The sequence below is a fragment of the Stenotrophomonas sp. P2112 genome, assembly GCF_041897515.1.
In the GTDB taxonomy this organism is placed as follows: Bacteria; Pseudomonadota; Gammaproteobacteria; order Xanthomonadales; family Xanthomonadaceae; genus Stenotrophomonas; species Stenotrophomonas sepilia.
The window spans coordinates 4,041,827-4,055,540 of sequence record NZ_CP169216.1 but is presented as its reverse complement, the minus strand read 5'-3'; the positions used below and the strand labels follow the sequence as shown (position 1 = coordinate 4,055,540).

The 13,714-nt window shown below is 58.4% G+C and carries 18 protein-coding genes and 1 pseudogene; 13 read left to right on the top strand and 6 right to left on the bottom strand.

What is annotated here, in order from left to right:
* The first annotated feature begins 55 nt into the window (after positions 1 to 55).
* From ACEPA4_RS18700 to ACEPA4_RS18685, 4 genes are all read left to right on the top strand, one after another.
* Positions 56 to 394, top strand: a complete 339-nt coding sequence (locus ACEPA4_RS18700; protein WP_262090119.1) for a hypothetical protein — start codon at positions 56 to 58, stop codon at positions 392 to 394.
* A 42-nt stretch (positions 395 to 436) separates the two neighbouring features.
* Positions 437 to 877, top strand: a complete 441-nt coding sequence (locus tag ACEPA4_RS18695) for a hypothetical protein (RefSeq protein ID WP_262090118.1) — start codon at positions 437 to 439, stop codon at positions 875 to 877.
* Positions 878 to 903: 26 nt separating this feature from the next.
* A complete protein-coding gene (locus ACEPA4_RS18690; protein ID WP_262090117.1) occupies positions 904 to 1,311 on the top strand; it encodes a hypothetical protein in 408 nt (135 codons plus the stop codon).
* 69 nt (positions 1,312 to 1,380) lie between these two features.
* A complete protein-coding gene (locus ACEPA4_RS18685; protein ID WP_374082912.1) occupies positions 1,381 to 1,953 on the top strand; it encodes a hypothetical protein in 573 nt (190 codons plus the stop codon).
* Positions 1,954 to 2,062: 109 nt separating this feature from the next.
* Here the strand turns inward: ACEPA4_RS18685 and ACEPA4_RS18680 are convergent.
* Both ACEPA4_RS18680 and ACEPA4_RS18675 read right to left on the bottom strand, forming a co-directional pair.
* Positions 2,063 to 2,536: pseudogene (locus ACEPA4_RS18680) on the bottom strand (cold-shock protein); the annotation flags it as partial.
* Positions 2,537 to 2,585: 49 nt separating this feature from the next.
* Positions 2,586 to 2,942 carry a hypothetical protein gene (locus tag ACEPA4_RS18675; protein WP_262090114.1) on the bottom strand — a complete coding sequence of 119 codons (357 nt, stop codon included), beginning with the start codon at positions 2,940 to 2,942 and terminating at the stop codon, positions 2,586 to 2,588.
* A 649-nt stretch (positions 2,943 to 3,591) separates the two neighbouring features.
* Here ACEPA4_RS18675 and ACEPA4_RS18670 point away from each other — a divergent pair.
* The 7 genes from ACEPA4_RS18670 (at position 3,592) to ACEPA4_RS18640 (ending at position 9,267) form a co-directional block, all read left to right on the top strand.
* Positions 3,592 to 4,194, top strand: coding sequence for a DUF998 domain-containing protein (locus ACEPA4_RS18670; protein ID WP_262090113.1), 603 nt, complete (start codon positions 3,592 to 3,594; stop codon positions 4,192 to 4,194).
* A gap of 240 nt (positions 4,195 to 4,434) precedes the next feature.
* Positions 4,435 to 4,764 (top strand): hypothetical protein, encoded by a 330-nt coding sequence (locus ACEPA4_RS18665; protein WP_262090112.1) that lies wholly within the window; start codon positions 4,435 to 4,437, stop codon positions 4,762 to 4,764.
* Between the two features lie 458 nt (positions 4,765 to 5,222).
* Positions 5,223 to 5,837 carry a hypothetical protein gene (locus ACEPA4_RS18660; protein WP_262090111.1) on the top strand — a complete coding sequence of 205 codons (615 nt, stop codon included), beginning with the start codon at positions 5,223 to 5,225 and terminating at the stop codon, positions 5,835 to 5,837.
* A gap of 23 nt (positions 5,838 to 5,860) precedes the next feature.
* Positions 5,861 to 6,403 (top strand): hypothetical protein, encoded by a 543-nt coding sequence (locus ACEPA4_RS18655; protein ID WP_262090110.1) that lies wholly within the window; start codon positions 5,861 to 5,863, stop codon positions 6,401 to 6,403.
* 282 nt (positions 6,404 to 6,685) lie between these two features.
* Complete coding sequence (locus tag ACEPA4_RS18650; protein WP_262090109.1) at positions 6,686 to 7,660, top strand: DGQHR domain-containing protein; 975 nt, start codon at positions 6,686 to 6,688, stop codon at positions 7,658 to 7,660.
* A complete protein-coding gene (locus tag ACEPA4_RS18645; RefSeq protein ID WP_262090108.1) occupies positions 7,660 to 8,589 on the top strand; it encodes a hypothetical protein in 930 nt (309 codons plus the stop codon). Before ACEPA4_RS18650 ends, ACEPA4_RS18645 begins: the two co-directional genes overlap by 1 nt.
* 231 nt (positions 8,590 to 8,820) lie before the next feature.
* Entirely contained in the window at positions 8,821 to 9,267 is a 447-nt protein-coding gene (locus ACEPA4_RS18640) for a DUF4279 domain-containing protein (RefSeq protein ID WP_262090107.1), read from the top strand.
* Here the strand turns inward: ACEPA4_RS18640 and arr are convergent.
* Entirely contained in the window at positions 9,260 to 9,694 is a 435-nt protein-coding gene (arr, locus tag ACEPA4_RS18635) for an NAD(+)--rifampin ADP-ribosyltransferase (protein WP_065198242.1), read from the bottom strand. The two genes, ACEPA4_RS18640 and arr, sit on opposite strands and share 8 nt — an antisense overlap.
* 125 nt (positions 9,695 to 9,819) lie before the next feature.
* Complete coding sequence (locus ACEPA4_RS18630; protein ID WP_005419983.1) at positions 9,820 to 10,071, bottom strand: accessory factor UbiK family protein; 252 nt, start codon at positions 10,069 to 10,071, stop codon at positions 9,820 to 9,822.
* A 155-nt stretch (positions 10,072 to 10,226) separates the two neighbouring features.
* Between ACEPA4_RS18630 and ACEPA4_RS18625 the strand changes: the two genes are divergently transcribed.
* On the top strand, positions 10,227 to 10,565 hold the full coding sequence (locus ACEPA4_RS18625; protein ID WP_005411374.1) for a P-II family nitrogen regulator: 339 nt from the start codon (positions 10,227 to 10,229) through the stop codon (positions 10,563 to 10,565).
* 125 nt (positions 10,566 to 10,690) lie between these two features.
* Here the strand turns inward: ACEPA4_RS18625 and ACEPA4_RS18620 are convergent, their stop codons facing one another.
* The gene (locus ACEPA4_RS18620) at positions 10,691 to 11,350 is read right to left on the bottom strand and encodes an RIO1 family regulatory kinase/ATPase (RefSeq protein WP_005419978.1); all 660 of its coding nucleotides are present in this window, start codon (positions 11,348 to 11,350) and stop codon (positions 10,691 to 10,693) included.
* Between the two features lie 436 nt (positions 11,351 to 11,786).
* Here ACEPA4_RS18620 and ACEPA4_RS18615 point away from each other — a divergent pair, with 436 nt between their 5' ends.
* Positions 11,787 to 12,692, top strand: coding sequence for an aspartyl/asparaginyl beta-hydroxylase domain-containing protein (locus ACEPA4_RS18615; protein WP_032954620.1), 906 nt, complete (start codon positions 11,787 to 11,789; stop codon positions 12,690 to 12,692).
* 118 nt (positions 12,693 to 12,810) lie between these two features.
* Here the strand turns inward: ACEPA4_RS18615 and speE are convergent, their stop codons facing one another.
* Positions 12,811 to 13,662, bottom strand: a complete 852-nt coding sequence (speE, locus tag ACEPA4_RS18610) for a polyamine aminopropyltransferase (protein ID WP_005419974.1) — start codon at positions 13,660 to 13,662, stop codon at positions 12,811 to 12,813.
* Positions 13,663 to 13,714: the final 52 nt, after the last annotated feature.

Sequence of the window (13,714 nt, the reverse complement as noted above, 5' to 3'; positions counted from 1 at the left end):
GCAGGTCCGCACAGGCGAATGTGTTCTGGCTCATCTTCAACGCCGAGGGAGTGGCATGAAAGCTGACGAATTTGTATCCGCTATTCAGCGCTATGTGCTTGAGTCATCCGTGGACAGTACGATCTCGAACCTGGCGTATCCCCCAGGCCGTCGGGTGGCCCCAGACCTGTTGGCGCGGTCCGAATGGTTCAACAGCTTGTCCGCTATGGAAGTCGACATGTTGCGCGCCGTTGCCGGTGAAGCTGCCCGTTCGGCGGTCTTCGGGTTTCTGGCGGTGCTTGATGGCGCCCGTGTCATCGATTCAGAGAAAGGCACCTTCGAGCTTTACCATGTGGGTCGCGAGAAGCGCCTGGTGAGTCCGTCTGGCATCGATCTACACGACCTGCTCGAATAGGTGCGGGATGCGCGCGCAGCACTGACATGGAGCGTGGGACTGATGAAACTGAGCTTCGCGGCGGACTGCGACTGGGAGTCGCAGGTTGGCAGGATCAAAAGTCACTACGTAGAGCGCTCCGCTACATTCGAGTCCAGGAGCTACGGGAACGAAGTGGCTTGTGTGGCCTTGCTTTTCGTGTGTCGAGATCCCGAGCTGGACTTCAAGCGAAGAGTGCAGTTTCGACGAAAGAAGGCGGAATTCTATACGGATGTGATGCTTGACCTGCCAGCCATCGTTCCGCTCTCGATGAAGGGGAGGATGCGGTATGTCTCACGCGAATTGCTTGAGCAGTTGGCGGAGCAACTGGGCAGGGTGAAGTTCAAGGACTTCGACCACGCAAGGTTTCTGCTGGATCTGAAGGTGTGGCTGGAGGACATCGATAGCCGTTACGACGGCCAATCGTCGGGCGCATGGCACTATGCCTCGGGCGAGCCGTCCTAGTCGCTCCGGAAGTCACCGATGCTCACTTGCTGGTCAATTTTCTCAACGGAATGAGGGATCCATTGCAGCGCTATCTTTGTGATCTGGATGTAACAGGCAATCTTTCGGCGGGGCGCGATGTCGAGCAGCTGCTCCCCGATCGATATGAGTTGGATCAGCGTGTGATTCGCTTTGTCTCCATTGAGCAGGCCAATCTGAACGCCTGGAGGGTTCGTCTTTGCGAAGTGTTTGACAATGGAGCGCCTGGCTTCATCGATGTGTACGAGTTCGAGGCGGTGGATCCGGATCATCCCTTTGGCACCGAGTGGACGTTTGATTCGGTTGACGGCGCCTTGAGGTTCGCGCGGGACGTGTTGAGGAAGAGTCAGGGGCGCTATGTGAACCAAGGACTGATTCAAGACGAGTACAAGGACCGCTATCATCCGGAACGGTGATACGCCTCTGGAACGAGTGGGCTATCCGCACATGAGTCACGAATGCTCTGTGATCATTCCTTCAGATGGATGGACGAAGTTGTCATGAGGGCACTCAGATTCATCTTGATCGCGCTGGGCATGCTGCCTGCGGTCGCAGGCTTTCCCGCAGGGAATCCACGGGTGGACTTTGTATCGAAAGCCTTCCGCGATGGAAGTTTCATCCCGCATGTCTACAGCGAGAGGGATGTCCTGCGCCGCTATGGTGATGGCGAGATGGTCGTGGACGCGGCAGGGCTGATACGGCGTAGATACCTGGATCCCACTACCCGATTGGAGGTGCTGATGACCTCCAACCCTGACGTCGCTCCGGAGTTCCGAACCATCGATGAAATCCGCGTTTCATCGATCAGCACAGGGCAACCTGCTGCAGGCAGAACCGAGAGCTTGCGCGGCGTGAAGCTGAAAGGCGTTGCAATGGGTGACCCGGCGTCCAAGGCTGCCAGCGCAGCGGGCGGGTATGGCCAGAGGGACACAGAGCAGGCAACGCTGGGCAGCTTCAAGGTCGAGCGCACCTGTGGGTTCTCGGAAGGTGGATCGAGCATTTGCTTCTACGTTCGGGATGGGAAAGTGGTTGCGATGGCGCTGGGGTTTGGCCCCTGACCAGTTGCTGTGCCGCATGCGGTGCAGGCACAGCGCAACCGTGAGCGTCAGCCAACGAGGGCACTTCAGCGCTGAGGTAATTGGTGGGATCGGCCTGGCGGTGTGCCGGCGCCCCAAACAGACACCGCTGCTCATCAAGCACCAGCCCATTGAAGCGCCCAAACCGCGCCTCAACCCACGAAGGCCCCGCACTTTCCACCAGCAATCGCCCCTGGCTCTGGTGCAGATCCAGCCAACGCTCGAAGCTGACACGCAGCCGTTCGATATCCGGCGCCCGCCAGCGTGCATCGGCGGGCATGCGGATCAGCACGCGCGAGGGCGCATTCTCCACGTCCATCACCAGCACGCCTTTGCACCGGATCTCGAAGGACGTTGCTCTGGCATGGCGTGTATGCAGTTCAAAACCCTCGTGGGCCTTCGCGGTCACGAAGCCGAGCGCATCACTGTGCAGCAGGCGGTAATCGGCCGGCTGCAGCTTCTGGTAGGCCCACACCTGATCGCTCGCAGGCTCAGGCCACTCCACCCACATCGCGCCGATCACCGCGATGCACACCGCCGCAGCGGCAAGGCCGTGCATCTTCATTCGTCACCCCGCACACAGGCAGAAAGGTACGCGCCGTGAGCGCGCGCGCTCAGTCCTTGGGTCGCATCCGCTCGTGGATGAAGGCGGTCAGCGCCAGATCGGCCATCACCAGCCCCTCCATCACCCGGTCGCCGACGTACTGCTCCGGCTCGCCGTTCTGGCGCGTGCGCTCGGCCGCCAGCAGGATCTCCTGCACGATGCGTTGGCCGGTGAGTGCGCAGTCGGCGTCGGACAACTGCATCTGCCGGCTGCGTAGATGGTGCCGCTCGGGCCAGGGCTGTCCGTCGGCCGCAGCGCCCGCGCCGATGGCGTGCAGGATGGCGATGAGGCTGTTGGGGTCCAAGGCCGGCGCGGTCGAGGGCGCTTCCTGGATGGGGCGTGGGGGCGGGGAGTGCGGCGTGGTCATGGCGTGCTCCGTGCATGCAGGCGGAAGCCGCCACCGATAAAGGTGGCGGGCAGAGCGTGGCTCGAAAACCGGGCTATTAGGAAGAAACCGGCGGGCACAAGGCCCCCACGCCCCGCCCGCCATAGCCGGCAGACGGAATGCCAGCCGACACCACGCAAGGCGATGCCGGCTGGCAAGTGCAAACAACATCCTAATAGCTCGGGTTTTCGAGGCCCGGCCACCCGTTTTCGGTGGCGATACCAGAGTTGCCTGACGTAGTTGGGAATGCCAAGGGGTAGGGGTCAATGCCGCCAAAACCCGAGACGTTTTCGGCATTGTCGCATAGCGCGGAAAGGGGCGAGAGCCTTGGCGGGCTAGGCGTACAGGCACTTCTGGAACGGAGTCTTCAAATTCTTCCGCCAGAGACGCCAACCGCGGCAAAAGCGACAGCACTCGCCCATCGGGCATGCGTGATCGCTCATGCAACCGAATCGCTGCGACACCGGCTGGATGGTTTAAATGACTTCCTGCCTGTTGAACCTACCGAGTGCCGCGCGCAATCTGACTACCGCTGTAGTCACTCAAGACCATCCTGCCCGCAGCAGCAAGGTTCTGCAGCGTTTAAACGGATTCCCTCCACTGGCTCAGGCCAATACAAGGATCACTGCACGTGCAACGCCGCAGCCGACTGCTTCTCTGCGCGGGTCTGGTCCCGCTTCCGTGGTTCCTGTTCTGGACCAGCGTTGCCGCCGTGTTCGCGCCGGGCTACAACCCGCTAGCGCAGCACGCCAGCGAACTGCTGCAGGCGCCCACGCTTGCAAGCATCTGCGGCAGGATCGCCGCCATCGGCTCCGGTGTCGGCTTCGTGGCGTTTGCCATCGGGGTATGGCGGGAGTCCGGCCGCCGGATTGCCCTAGGCGCGATCTGCTGGTTGGTCTTTGGCATTTCCATGCTGACCAACGGGCTCTGGCCCATGGGCCATCCAATGCACGGCTTCTACACCATCGGCATCGCAAACATCATTGCACCGGCGATGTCGCACATCGAATTGAGCGCGTGGTCTGCCAACCGAAGGGCATACGCCGTGACCGCTGTGGTGAGTATCGGGGGCATCGTCTATCTCTGGTTGAACGTGGTGGGCGCGGACCCGGAGGGCTACCGAGGGCTGACCCAGCGCGTGTTTTCATCGATCAACTCGCTGTGGCCATTCCTGGTGGCGTTGTATCTGGTGCGCAGGGAGGCAAGCGCGCTGAAGGCGCAGCCTGCGCATTGATGGGGGCGCGCGACAGGAACATGGAGGACCGATCAAGGACTTCTCGATTCTCCGGCCCCAGCTCAAGGTGATCTTCTCGGGATTCATGCCAGGGTGCCCACTGTTCAAGCCATGGGCGCTCTTCAACTATCTGTTCCTTTATGCTGGCACCCCGGGTGGCAAGAGGGGAAAGGTCGTGCGTGCCTTCTGCTATAAGTAGCGCAACCGCGCCCAGAGGGCCTTTTGGAAGGTTGTGGACTCATGGAGTTGTACTGGCGCTTGTTCACCAATTGCGCATCGCAGCAGTCGGCTCTCAAGGTCGCGGCGCGGATGTTTGAGCAAGCAGGTCTTGAAGTCAGCAATCTCCACGCCGAGCCCTATCAAAAGGGCGGCTTCATGGTGAGTGCCTGCTCCCATCATGCCGCGCAATCGTGGCCTGAATTTGTGGTTCTTGCCCTGGCTTCGGCTCAGTGCACCGGCCGCGGATGGCTCTTGAGTGGCTCAATTGCAGAATTGCTGGATGCTTGGTCCAATCATTCCTTGGCTTCCGGTGTTTCGTCTATCCATATCCAGGCGGAAAGGCGGGAATGACGAATCGCTGGTGCCGATACCGAGTTCTGGCATGAAGCGGCCCCATAGCCCCAGGCTGCTAGCCGGCCATCATCTTGCAGTAGCGCGGCAAGAGTCGAGCTTGAGAAGCGCGCATCCAGCTGGCCTGACGGGGCCCATACTCTTGCGCAGGTGTTCCTCGACCTGGAACGCTCGATGTCTGCTCTTGGCCGAAAGCGGACGCAACCGGTGGCACAGAACCGTACCAACGATGCTAGCGTCCGCTCTCGACCCGAAGCGGACATTCCACTGTGCCCTCAGATGCCACAGGACACCGTTTCTGTCCCAAATTGGCGGGCCGGTTATACGCCGGCTTGCTCGCCGAAGCACAGGGCCCTAAGATCAAAATTTATTGAGGGGATAGTTCGCCACCGGTGAGCTGCGGATCATTCGCATGGTCAGTTTATGGATCTGATTTATAAGGTGGTCGTGACTATTTTATGAAAAAGTTGCCGATATCTGTTCAACATTCCATCGCTGATTTCTACCACAGGGATGCGCGAGACTTTGCATCGCGTTTTGATACCCTATGGGAAAATCAGCTTCACAAGACCGGAAGAATTAAGAGCTTCGTTGATTTGATCATGGGGTGTGAATGCGCGCTCAAGTCCCACGTCTTTCTTTCACGTTTAGACCGGGATCCGGATGATACATACAACCTAGTCCGCAAAGCAGGCCATAATTCGGAAAAGCTATCGGTGTTGGCTGCATTTCTTGAAGATAGATCGCTTTACGAGCGAGTTGGATCGAAGCTCTCACCTTTCTCGGTAATTGTGCGCTACTCGCTAGATGCTTACTCCACGTTCTTTCCCGCGCTATCTAATTGGGCGGATGCGCCAATAAATCACGCGGCGTCGGTAGGTAATAACGCTTGGGTTCTGGGCGTGCGTGCCGACCTGCAGGATTTGATAGATTCGTCCTCTGCAGAATTCACTGGTCTTGTCAGTGATGATATTGATGCCATCCTCCAAAATGAGCGGGATTTAGAGGATTTTATGCGTAGAGTCGCGCCTAGAGGTTCATTCAAATTGAGGCCGCTTCGCGGCGCGGCGTAATTGCTGAGTTGAGTGTGACGATCATGCTAAAGGACCTTCGTGAATGGATCCAACTAACGTTCGTTATTGTTGGTGGGCTAGTTGCTCTTACAGCGTTCTTTCAGAATCTTCGACAGCGCCGCGTAGAGAACGCCCTCAAGTTCATTGGCCTCTTTCGTGATGCTCTGGATGACGGCGATCTTGAATATTGGGAAGAGCTTTACCGGTCTTCCAGCGAGCTTGCTGGTGCAAGGCCCGGCTATTACCTCCACGAGTCGGAGAGATTACACCCCATCACTGATTACTTTTCCGAAGGTTCGCCCGATGGTCATGCGATCTCACGTATGGCAGTGGCGTTGGACGTAATCTGTCACCAAGTGAACTCGGGCGCAGCTGATGCCAGGACCGTCTACTACGAATTGGGGCAACTGTTGAGTAGTATTCACTTTTGGCTCGCAAGCTCAGAGGCAAGTGAGCCTTGTAAGTCCCTGCTTGAAGCTTCATATCCTAGTATCGCCAAATTCTTCAAGCGCTTCGCTCCGGAAAGATCTTTGTGGCCCTCACGCGTCTATGCCTTTATTGAATGAATTAATCAGAATTTAATGCGGCACCTTACGACCCTTTGCGGTCATACATGGACCCAAAGCGACCCAGTCACTGCGGGCAATGGATACCGCGTTTTGTAGTTTACTTATATCTGCACCAAAATCAGGCCTTGGTGCCCAGTCTGTTTATCTACTTGAATTTTCGAGAGGTTGAGTTGATCGGGATTTCCACACTGCCCAGCTTGCCAACATATTCTGTGGAATACATCACGCTGGGTATATGTAAAATATTTTAGTACTCCACAGAGATAAAATTAAATTGCCATGGCGACACAAAATATATCCGTAACTCTTATTACTCAGGGTGAGCACAAGTTTTACTCCGGCACCATGGAGATAGAGCTAATCGCCACAACGTGCTCGACAAATCCGCGCGAAGATGATCCAGTCATGGGATTCCAGCGAAGACTGGACGAGTCCCGGGCCCAATCAATTGCTGACTACATTCGCACCGGCGGTACCATACCGTCGAGCATTATTCTTTCTGCGCAACCTGAATCGGAATTGTCCTATAACTCAAAAAATAAGACTATTACGTTCAATGAATCGCAGAATTCCTTCTTGATTCTAGACGGCCAGCACCGAGTGTTCGGTTTCAGAAAGCTCCTCAACGAAGGAGTCAAATATCGTGTCCCTGTAATTATATACAACGAACTGAATCCGATGCAGGAGGCGAGGATATTCATCGATATCAATACCTTGCAGAGGCCCGTTCCTAAAGAGCTGCTTCTAGACATCAAGCGCCTCGCCGATAGAGAGTCTGACGATGAACGACTTCTTGATGATCTATTCACCTGTTTTGAAACGGAGGCGGATAGCTATCTTTTTAACAAGCTAAGCAGAATAGACAAGCAACGCGGAAAGATATCAAAGGTCACCTTCTACGACTCAATGAGGCCGATGCTCAAAGAATTTAATATTTTGAACACCGATCGGCTTTACAAAATCATCAATACGTTCCTTATCGCAGCCAACGATGTGTCGGAAGATCACCAATTTGATCTTTCTGCATCGATAACCAAAGCGACGCTATTCAAGATTCTTATGGCGCACTCTAGGGCCATCATAAGCATGATCTCCGACAGCAACAGTGAGGACTTAGACAAAATCAGCGAACATAAAAAATATCTACTTCGCTCACTTCCAGGCTCGTTCCAGGAAATCGCAAATTCCAAAGCTTACTTAAAATCAGTCGAGATGCTGGACAGAAAACTTCTTCGTAGAAATCTCACTATCTAATGGACATCAAGAGAGCCATTCGATTACTTGGCCCTCTGCTTGTTGAGGGCGCACTTGCTGCGCGCCAAAACTCAAATGAGCGTTTGGTTGAGATGCTGCATGAGTTAGAGTTTAGCACCAAAAGCATCAACAAAAATGCTGATTCTATTGAGATAGAGTTGCAAATTCTAGACGTGGACTTACTGCACAGGCTCCTCGCAGGCGAAGCAAACAGGTTTCTTCTTGCTTCCAGAGTCACTCACGATAGATCCATGCAAAATCAGCTGAATAATGCCTCTTGGCAGGCTATCGAGAGCTATTACGCCGCGTACTTTGGCGTTCATTATATACTTCGCCTTACTGGCGTAAGTATCACAAATCTTGACTCCAGGGGGGTGGCATCCATAGAGCGAAGCAATTATGGCCCCAAACCAAGCTTTACAATACCTGGTGGTTTGTATGTTATAGCTTACGATGAATCGTCAAAAATTCTTAAATTGACGAAAAACACAAAGAAGAATGGAGGATCACATCAAGATGCGTGGCAACTTTGGGAGAAATTGATTGATCGACTTCGCCTTCAAACAGACACGGATCCGGTTGAGTACGCGGCCCTTTCAATTTATTTGGCGGAACACAAGCAATTCCTAGTACGGTCTAGCTCAAAATACAACCCGCCGGAAATTCGGGGCGAGATAAATTATCAGTTTCGAGGTGGCTCTTGGGTTTTCGAGAAGGGCGCATCAAAATCAGTCGGGATTCTGCAAAGATCTTTGTCGGTACAGGGTGTGCCGGACCTGCCTGTTACAGCGGCGACACCTGCTGGATTAATTTTCACTAATAAATTTATTATTAGTCTCGCAAAAGAAATATTTCTTCATGCTTCCGAAAAATATCCAAAGGGGGTTTGTAGATCAATATCAAACAAATATAAATCTTATATGCAATAAATCCAGATTTGCGCGCAATTATCCAACTATCGGTTCGATGCGAACGCCGATATTGACCTTCGCTTCGCGATTCTGATGGCCCATGTTGGCGTCCTACATGCTCCGGCGCCAGGTTGTCCTGGGTGTTGAGCGACCGTTTCAGTGGTTGAGTAATGGCCGCTCTTGGCTGGAATCTGACATCAACGAGGCCTACGTACTGGAGTACCTTCCGAAAAGGACAACTGGATTCCCATGGCAGCATTCGATCATTCCCTGGTGACCCTCAGATTCTTCGGGGACGACCTCCTGCCCGAAGAAGTCAGTGCCTTGCTCGGGGCGACCCCGACCGCTTCGCATCACAAGGGCCAGGAACTCAGAGGCAACCCATCAGGCACCGTGCGTATCGCCAGGACTGGCAGCTGGCAACTTGATGCGGAGCGTCGTGAGCCTGAAGATCTGGAAGCGCAGATGTTCGAGATCCTCGATCAGCTCACCGGCGATCTCGCCGTATGGCAGTCATTGGCACGGTTCCGGCCTGACCTGTTCTGCGGTCTTTTCATGTGCAGCAGCAATGACGGTGTCTCGCTTTCGCCCCGCGTGCTGCTCGCTTTGGGAGAGCGTGGCATTGAGCTCGGGCTGGACATCTATGAAGCCGATGAAGAAGTGCGCAACGCCCAACGCCAGCAGGTCATCAATTGATGATCTCCCCACTCCCCGAAGCAACAAACGCCTTCAACTGCCGAACGAACTCCGCGTCGTAGAGCTCCCACTCCACAATCTCCCCCACAACCCGCAACGGCTCCGCACTCCGATACGACCGCGTCGGGTTGCCGGGAAACTTCTTGTTGGTCACATTCGGATCGTCTTCAAACGGCCCGGTCGGCTCCACCACATACACACGCGGCCGACCTTCACCCCGGGCCATCTCCGCAGCCAGCCCGGCGCCCTTGGCAATCGTGGTGAAGTAGATGTGGTTCATCACCACACTGTCGCGATAATTGGAGCGGAAGCCCGCACTCAGTAACTCGCCCACCGCCAGGTCAGCGCGGGTGCCGTGATAGAACGGCCCGGCGACCTGGTCGCAGGTGTCATGCGAAACGGGTGTCCATTCGGTGTCCTGCGCCATCGCTGCTGCCCCTGCTTGTCCTGCCGGATCGACAGGCCGGCGAGTCTAGGGCGCCCGGTGGGCCTTGCTGCAAGGCCCCATCCGGGAAATACTCTGTAGTGGGAGGCGCGGTGCGCCTCCTTTTTTCATTCTGCGGCGCCGCGCCCTTCCAGCTCGCGCACGGCGGTTTCCAGCGCGTCCAGCTTCTGGCGGGTCTTCAGCAGCACGGCGCGCTGCACTTCGAACTCCTCGCGGGTGACCAGGTCCAGCTTGGCCAGGCCGGCCTGCAGTGCGCTCTTGAAGGTGGCCTGCAGTTCCTCGCGCGATTCGCGCAGGCCCGGCGGCACCAGGTCGCTGAGGCGACGGGCGAGGTCATCGATTTGGTTCAGGTCGATCATGGGGTGCTCCGTGGGGGTGGGCCCGTGCATCCGGCGCGGGCAGGCCATTCGGGCACAAGGATACTGCTGGCACCCACTGCCCGGACAGGCCGCAGCGGCTTCGCACGGGCCACGTTCAGGCGCTATCCTCCACGCCGGAAGACAGGAGATAGACGATGAAGATGGTCATGGCGGTGATCAAGCCGTTCAAGCTCGACGACGTGCGCGAAGCGCTGGCCGAGCGTGGGGTTACCGGGATCACGGTGACGGAAGTGAAGGGCTTTGGTCGCCAGAAGGGCCATACCGAGCTGTACCGCGGCGCGGAGTATGTGGTCGATTTCCTGCCGAAGGTGAAGCTGGAAGTGGCGGTGACCGATGACCAGGTGGAGGCGGTGGTTGAGGCCATCGTGAAGGCCGCTGGCACCGGCAAGATTGGTGACGGCAAGGTGTTCGTGTACGACCTGGGCAGCGTGGTGCGTATCCGTACCGGTGAGTTGGACGCGGACGCGTTGTAACCCGTTCGGCGGGATGTCGTAGAGCCGAGCCGATGCTCGGCTGCATTTCGCGCGATGCAGGAACAGCAGCCGAGCGCGGGCTCGGCTCTACAAAGAGCGGTAACGCGGTCGAGCGAGCTCGCCCCCTACCGGCGCTTGGCCCACTTGTAGAACCGCTTCCAGCCCTGCCGCACCGCGGCCACCCAGCCCGGGTCGGCCACCAGTGCAGCCTGCGCGGCACTCGGGGCCTGGCCGGTTACGCGCTGGCGGATCTTCAGCAGGTTCTTCATGTCGCTGCGGCGCATCTGCCGGCTCAGTGGATTGCGGCGCAGCCAGCGCGGGGCGCGCCAGGCCGAGGTGAAATCCAGCAGCACCGGCACGCCGCCGCTGACCACCACGTTGGTGCCATGCAGGTCGTTGTGGGTGATGCCGGCGGCGTGCAAACGGCTGAGCGCGTGCTGCAGCTGCTCGAACACTTCATTGCCCACGGCCTGCGCGGTGCTCAGGGTCTGGCCCGGGATGAACTCCATGCCCAGTGCCAGGCCACCGAGGGTGCCGAGCAGCGCGGGGGCATGCTTCCAGCCGCCGAGGCGCTGCAGCATGCGGGCCTCGCGGCGCACCATCAGTCGCGCGATCAGCGAAACGGGAGTGCCGCGGTAGCGGGAGTAGTCCTTGATGACCGCCTCGCGCCCGTCCAGGCAGGTGCGGTAGACGTCGGGGGCCAGGAAACGTTCGCCGCGCTTGAGCAGCAGCGGGGAGGCGGCGTCATCGCCGCAGGAGGAGGGGGGCAGGGCAGGAAGATGCATGTCGGGGTCTCGGACGACCCGGTGGGTGGCGCAAAGCGTCAAGCGAACCGGTGTTACAGGGAGTTACTAAGTTTTCGTTAATTTTAGTACTCGCCAGTTCGCTATTCCACGATTTGTCGGAGAAATGTCGGGGCCGTGGCTGGAACAGTTCGTCGCGCAGAATCGGACAATTCTGTCTCACTTATTCCAGTTGGCCTTTAGTATCAACCGCTTGCGCGCTCAGCCTTGCGCCTCGTCCACAACCGGCTGAACGCGGCGCACGGGCAACTTGACCCCGGCGCACGGCCTGCCGACCATAAGCTGTTAACCCGCGACATCGGCGGCCGCCCCCCTCCGGCACGTCCCCGTCCCCTGCCGCGTTCCCCATCGGTGCTGGCCGCCTGGCCGTGCATCGCCCCGTTTCCCGTTCCGGCCGCGGCTGGAGGAAAGTGCTTTGATCATCAAAATCGTCATTGCAGCGCTGTTCGTAGCCTGCGTGCTGTACATCCACTTCCGTGGCAAGGTCCGCGCGCGCTGGTCGCGCCAGCTGCTGGACCACTCCAGTTTCATGGCCCCGATCAACGTGGTCATGTACATGTTCTCGAAGGTGCCGACCACGCCGTTCCTGGACCCGGGCAAGGAGTTCCCGCAGCTGGAGCCGCTGCGCCAGAACTGGCAGATGATCCGCGACGAGGCGCTGGCGCTGCGCGACGCGCAGAAGATCGCCGCCTCCAGCACGTTCAACGATGCCGGTTTCAATTCGTTCTTCCGTCGTGGCTGGAAGCGCTTCTACCTGAAGTGGTACGGCCCGTCGCACCCGTCGGCGAAGACGCTGTGCCCGAAGACCACGGCGCTGATCGAGTCGATCCCGGATGTGCGTGCGGCGATGTTCGCGCAGCTGCCGCCGGGCAGTGAGCTGCGCCCGCACCGCGACCCGTTCGCCGGCTCGCTGCGCCTGCACCTGGGCCTGAGCACGCCCAACGACGATGCCTGCTACATCGAAGTGGACGGCATCAAGAAGAGCTGGCGCGACGGCGAGTGGATGATGTTCGACGAGACCTACATCCACCATGCACACAACGAGACGCAGCAGGACCGCGTGATCCTGTTCTGCGACATCGCCCGCCCGCTGCGCTTCGGCTTGCCGGGGCTGTTCAACCGCGCGGTGGCGGCCACGCTGCTGGCCGGCGGCGCCTCGCCGAACCTGCCGGGTGACCCGACCGGTGGCGTCAACAAGGCATTCGGCAGCGTCTACAAGGTGCGCCTGAAGGCCAAGGCACTGCGCGAGCGCAGCGTGGTGGCCTACCAGCTGATCAAGTGGGGCCTGGTGGTGGCGGTGATTGCAGGTATCTGGGCGCTTTGATCGTTACATGAGGTTGCCGGCCAGCGGCCGGCACTACCGGAACATGAAAAAACCCGCGCTGTCGCCAGCGCGGGTTTTTCTTTCGCCTTGGTGGGTGCCGACCGTTGGTCGGCACGCCTTACTTCAGTGCAGCCTGCACGAACGGCGGGGTCACCAGCACGCCGGTGTGCAGCGCGGCGGTGTAGTACAGGGTGTTGAAGGTCTTGGCGGCCGAGTCGGCCTGGCGGAAGTCGAAGCTGCTGTCGCCCTTGCGCGCCATGGTCACGCTCCACCAGCCGGTGGGGTAGCACGGCTGCGGGAACGGCAGGGTCTTGAACGAACCGAAGCCGGCCTTGCCCATCTCGGTGCGCATTTCGTTGATCAGCTCCAGCTGCATCAGCGGCGACTCGGACTGCTGCACCAGGATGCCGTCGTCCTTCAGGGCCTTGAAGCAGCTCTCGTAGAAGGCCTTGTTGAACAGGCCTTCACCCGGGCCGACCGGGTCGGTCGAGTCCACGATCACCACGTCCACGCTGCCGGCCGGGCAGTTGGCCATGTAGGCCACGCCGTCGTCGAACAGCAGCTCGGCGCGGGCGTCGTCGTTGGAGTCGCACAGTTCCGGGAAGTGCTTGCGCGCCATCACGGTGACCTGCTCGTCGATATCGCACTGGGTCACGCTCTCAACGCTGGTGTGCTTGAGCACTTCGCGCAGGGTGCCGCAGTCGCCGCCACCGATGATCACCACGCGCTTGGGCGCGGCGTGGGTGAACAGCACCGGGTGGCTGATCATCTCGTGGTAGAAGAAGTTGTCCTTGCTGGTCAGCATGATGGCCCCGTCGATGGTCATCAGGTTGCCCCAGTCGGTGGTCTGGAAGATCTCGATCTTCTGGAACGGCGACTGCACCTCGTCCAGCTTGCCGGTGATGCGGTAGCCGATGGCCGAGCCGGTGCGCTCGAAGTGTTCGATGTACCAGTTGTTGCTGTCAGTCATTGGAAAACAGTCCTGTTCGGAGGGGTGGAGCCGGGCTGGCGGGCGGGGCCGC

Bases quoted from the DNA above. Each gene is read 5' to 3' on its own strand.
- ACEPA4_RS18700 (WP_262090119.1), top strand. From the start codon at position 56: ATGAAAGCTGACGAATTTGTATCCGCTATTCAGCGCTATGTGCTTGAG.
- ACEPA4_RS18695 (WP_262090118.1), top strand. From the start codon at position 437: ATGAAACTGAGCTTCGCGGCGGACTGCGACTGGGAGTCGCAGGTTGGC.
- ACEPA4_RS18685 (WP_374082912.1), top strand. From the start codon at position 1,381: ATGGACGAAGTTGTCATGAGGGCACTCAGATTCATCTTGATCGCGCTG.
- ACEPA4_RS18675 (WP_262090114.1), bottom strand. From the start codon at position 2,942: ATGACCACGCCGCACTCCCCGCCCCCACGCCCCATCCAGGAAGCGCCC.
- ACEPA4_RS18665 (WP_262090112.1), top strand. From the start codon at position 4,435: ATGGAGTTGTACTGGCGCTTGTTCACCAATTGCGCATCGCAGCAGTCG.
- ACEPA4_RS18660 (WP_262090111.1), top strand. From the start codon at position 5,223: ATGAAAAAGTTGCCGATATCTGTTCAACATTCCATCGCTGATTTCTAC.
- ACEPA4_RS18655 (WP_262090110.1), top strand. From the start codon at position 5,861: ATGCTAAAGGACCTTCGTGAATGGATCCAACTAACGTTCGTTATTGTT.
- ACEPA4_RS18650 (WP_262090109.1), top strand. From the start codon at position 6,686: ATGGCGACACAAAATATATCCGTAACTCTTATTACTCAGGGTGAGCAC.
- ACEPA4_RS18645 (WP_262090108.1), top strand. From the start codon at position 7,660: ATGGACATCAAGAGAGCCATTCGATTACTTGGCCCTCTGCTTGTTGAG.
- ACEPA4_RS18640 (WP_262090107.1), top strand. From the start codon at position 8,821: ATGGCAGCATTCGATCATTCCCTGGTGACCCTCAGATTCTTCGGGGAC.
- arr (WP_065198242.1), bottom strand. From the start codon at position 9,694: ATGGCGCAGGACACCGAATGGACACCCGTTTCGCATGACACCTGCGAC.
- ACEPA4_RS18630 (WP_005419983.1), bottom strand. From the start codon at position 10,071: ATGATCGACCTGAACCAAATCGATGACCTCGCCCGTCGCCTCAGCGAC.
- ACEPA4_RS18625 (WP_005411374.1), top strand. From the start codon at position 10,227: ATGAAGATGGTCATGGCGGTGATCAAGCCGTTCAAGCTCGACGACGTG.
- ACEPA4_RS18620 (WP_005419978.1), bottom strand. From the start codon at position 11,350: ATGCATCTTCCTGCCCTGCCCCCCTCCTCCTGCGGCGATGACGCCGCC.
- speE (WP_005419974.1), bottom strand. From the start codon at position 13,662: ATGACTGACAGCAACAACTGGTACATCGAACACTTCGAGCGCACCGGC.